Origin of the sequence: Actinomadura logoneensis (assembly GCF_003428695.1) — a bacterium.
In the GTDB taxonomy this organism is placed as follows: Bacteria; Actinomycetota; Actinomycetes; order Streptosporangiales; family Streptosporangiaceae; genus Spirillospora; species Spirillospora logoneensis.
On the sequence record NZ_QURH01000731.1, the window covers coordinates 1 to 3414 of the forward strand.

Annotated in this window: 3 protein-coding genes and 1 pseudogene; 3 read left to right on the forward strand and 1 reads right to left on the reverse strand. The window is 76.1% G+C overall.

Annotated elements, in window-relative coordinates:
• Positions 1 to 255, forward strand: a pseudogene (locus DZF91_RS40410) (hypothetical protein); the annotation flags it as partial.
• A gap of 223 nt (positions 256 to 478) precedes the next feature.
• Here DZF91_RS40410 and DZF91_RS42275 read toward each other — a convergent pair.
• The gene (locus DZF91_RS42275; protein ID WP_235834579.1) at positions 479 to 775 is read right to left on the reverse strand and encodes a hypothetical protein; all 297 of its coding nucleotides are present in this window, start codon (positions 773 to 775) and stop codon (positions 479 to 481) included.
• Between DZF91_RS42275 and DZF91_RS26370 the strand changes: the two genes are divergently transcribed.
• A complete protein-coding gene (locus DZF91_RS26370; protein WP_235834580.1) occupies positions 765 to 2771 on the forward strand; it encodes a serine/threonine-protein kinase in 2007 nt (668 codons plus the stop codon). The genes DZF91_RS42275 and DZF91_RS26370 overlap by 11 nt on opposite strands.
• A gap of 113 nt (positions 2772 to 2884) precedes the next feature.
• Positions 2885 to 3414, forward strand: a 530-nt coding sequence (locus DZF91_RS26375) for a zinc ribbon domain-containing protein (RefSeq protein ID WP_199486904.1), incomplete at its 3' end; no start/stop codon positions are given.

Below are 3414 nucleotides of genomic sequence, written 5' to 3' on the forward strand. Positions count from 1 at the left end.
CGCGACCGCGCGGCCCGCCACCGCGACCTGGCCGCCGGCCTGCTGGAGCGCCGCGAGGAGCTGCGCGGCCGGCTCGGCGCCTACCGCGTCAAGGCCGCCCGGCTGGGGCTGGCCGAGGACGCCGACCTCCTGACGATCCACGAGCGCGCCCGCGAGCTGCTCTGGACGTCCCCCTGCGACCTGCGTGCCGCGACCGTGGCCCTGTCCGGATACCAGCAGGCCGTCAACTCGCGGACGAAGGGAGCCGACCGATGATCCCGTGCACGCAGCCCGGCTGCGCCGGAAACGTCGAGGACGGTTACTGCGTCATATGTGGCATGGCCCCCTCACAAGGCACGCCATCGCCCACGACGGGACACGCGTTCCATAACGGGCAACAGCAGGCCGCTGCCCCGGTGACGGCCGGGCCTCCACCGGCGGGCCGGGCCGGTCCGCGCAAATGCACGCAACCCGGCTGCGCGGGCACCATCGAGGACGGCTACTGCGACGTCTGCGGCAGTCCCGCCGAGCAGGCCCCGGCGCCCGCGTCGTCCACCGGCTCAGGGCCGTCCGGGCAGGGCGGGCAGTCCGGGCAGTCCGGGTCGGCAGCGCCTCCCGGGTCGGCGCCGTCCTCCGGCACGTCCGGACGGACGCCCGCCACGCGCCCGAGCACGCCCAGCACACCCACCGGCGGCTTCGCGACCGGCAGCGTCCGGACGGGCGGCGGCAGCACCCCGTCCCGGCCGTCCGGACGGCGCGGGCAGCTCGGATCCGGGCTGGTCGAGGTGCCGCGCATCCCGTACCGCGACCCGGCGACCGCCGTCCGGCAGAATCCGGAGGTCCCCGAGCACCGGCGGTTCTGCGGCAGCTGCGGGGAGAAGGTCGGGCGCAGCCGGGGCGACCGGCCGGGCCGCACCGAGGGCTTCTGCCCCAAGTGCGGGCACGCGTTCTCGTTCCGTCCGAAGCTGCAGCCCGGCGACCTGGTGCACGGGCAGTACGAGGTGCTCGGCTGCCTGGCGCACGGCGGCCTCGGCTGGATCTACCTCGCCCGCGACCACCGCGTCAACGGCCGCTGGGTGGTGCTCAAGGGCCTGCTGAACACCGGCGACGCGGACGCGCGCGAGGCGGCCGAGGCCGAGCGGGAGTTCCTCGCCACGGTCGAGCACCCCAACATCGTCAAGATCTACAACTTCGTCGAGCACGACGGCGACGAGTACATCGTCATGGAGTACGTCGGCGGGAAGTCCCTCAAGGACATCCTGCTGGAGCACCGGAACACGGTGAGCCAGGAGGGCCTGCCCCTGCCGCAGGCGATCGCCTACGCGCTGGAGGTGCTGCGCGCGTTCTCCTACCTGCACGCCCACGGCCTGGTGTACTGCGACTTCAAGCCCGACAACGTGATCCAGTCCGAGGAGCAGCTCCGGCTGATCGACCTCGGCGGCGTCCGCCGGCTGGACGACCCGGACGGCGCGATCTACGGCACGGTCGGCTACCAGGCCCCCGAGATCGCCGAGCGGGGGCCGTCGGTCACCTCGGACCTGTACACGGTCGGCCGCGCGCTGGCCGTGATGACGTTCCCCTTCAAGGGCTACACCAGCGAGTTCCGGGACCGGATCCCGCCGCGCGAGCAGGTGCCGCTGCTCGCCCGGTTCGAGTCGTTCGACCGGCTGCTGCGCCGCGCCACCCACCTCGACCCGGACCAGCGGTTCCAGGACGCCGAGGAGATGGCCGACCAGCTCCTCGGCGTGCTGCGCGAGGTGCTCTCCGCCGCGGACGGGCACCCGCGGCAGGCGCCGTCCGGGCTGTTCGGCCCGGAGCGGTTCGCGTCGGCGGCGGTGTCCGCCGAGACCGGCGAGCCGGGGGCCGAGCCGCTTCCGGCGCTCACGCCCGCGCAGCACGCGGCGTCGCTGCCCGTCCCCCTGGTGGACGGCGCCGACCCGGCCGCGGGGTTCCTCGCGGGCCTCACCGCGCTGGAGCCCGCGCAGCTCGCCGCGTCGGTCGAGGCCGCGCCGGAGCGCACGCCCGAGGTGAAGCTGACCCTCGCGCGCGTCCGGATCGAGCTGGGCGAGATCGCGCACGCCGAGAGCCTGCTGGCCGAGGTGGAGGCCGACCGCCCCTACGACTGGCGGATCGAGTGGTACCGGGCGGTCGCGCAGCTCGCGGACGGCCGGATCGAGCCGGCGGTCGCCGCGTTCGACCGGCTCTACTCGCTGATGCCCGGCGAGCTCGCGCCGAAGCTGGCGCTCGCCGCCTGCCTGGAGGCGCGCGCCCCGCAGGACGCCGCCCGCCTGTACGAGACGGTCTGGCGCACGGACCGGAGCCACATCAACGCCGCGTTCGGGCTCGCCCGGCTGAGGCTGGCCGCGGGCGACCGGGCGGGCGCGGTCGCGGTGCTGGAGCAGGTGCCGTCCACGTCGATCCGGTTCGTCCCGGCGCAGGTCGCGGCGGTCTGCGTCGCCGTCCGGGGCGGGCACGCCGTGCTGTCGCCCGACCCGCGCGAACTGGTCACCGCCGCGCACCGGCTGGACGCGCTCGGCCTCGCCGCCGAGCGCCGCGCCCTGCTGACCGCCGAGGTCCTGGAGGCCGCGCTCGACTGGACGCTGCGCCGGGGCGCGGGGACCGTGCCGCCCCAGGGCGGCGGGGAGGTCTTCGGCGTTCCGCTGGCCGAGCAGCCGCTGCGCCGCCGGCTGGAGGAGACCTACCGGGCGCTCGCCCGGCTCACCAGGGACCGCGAGGAGAAACGGCTCCTGGTGGACGCCGCCAACGCCGTCCGCCCGCGGACGCTGTTGTGAACGGGAACGGGAACGGGGACATGGACGGGGAGGGCAACGACACCGCTGTGGAAGCGAACGAGACCGCCGCGAACGGGGCGAACGGGGCGAGCGCCGACGAGAACGCCGGAGGCATGAGCGCGCGAGACGCGAACGGAGGGCACGCCGCCGCGCGGGCGGAGGCGAGCGCGGCGAAGCCCGCCGAGCTGGGCTGCCCGCAGTGCGGGGTGGTCGTGTACCCGGGCGAGGCGTTCTGCGAGAACTGCGGACGCCAGTTGATCGCCGGGCGGCCCGGGAACGGCGCGCCGCAGCCGTCCGGGCGCGGGCGGTGCGCGGGGTGCGCCGAGCCCGCCGTGGACGCCGAGGGCTACTGCGAGCACTGCGGGATGAAGCAGCCCGCCGACCGCGACCACCTGGAGGTCGAGCTCGCGACGCCGGGCGGCCCGGTCGCGGGGGTGAGCGACCGCGGCAGGCGGTACGCCCGCAACGAGGACGCGTTCGCGATCGCCCCGCACCCCACCGGCGTCGCCGCCGTGGTGTGCGACGGCGTCGGGTCGTCGCCGCGCCCGGAGACGGCCTCGCGCGCCGCCGCCGACACCGCCGCGAGCGAGATCGCGACGGCGCTCGGCGCGGGCGCGGCCCCCGCCGAGGCCGTCCGGACGGC

Bases quoted from the DNA above. Each gene is read 5' to 3' on its own strand.
- DZF91_RS42275 (WP_235834579.1), bottom strand. From the start codon at position 775: ATGCGCGGCACCTCGACCAGCCCGGATCCGAGCTGCCCGCGCCGTCCG.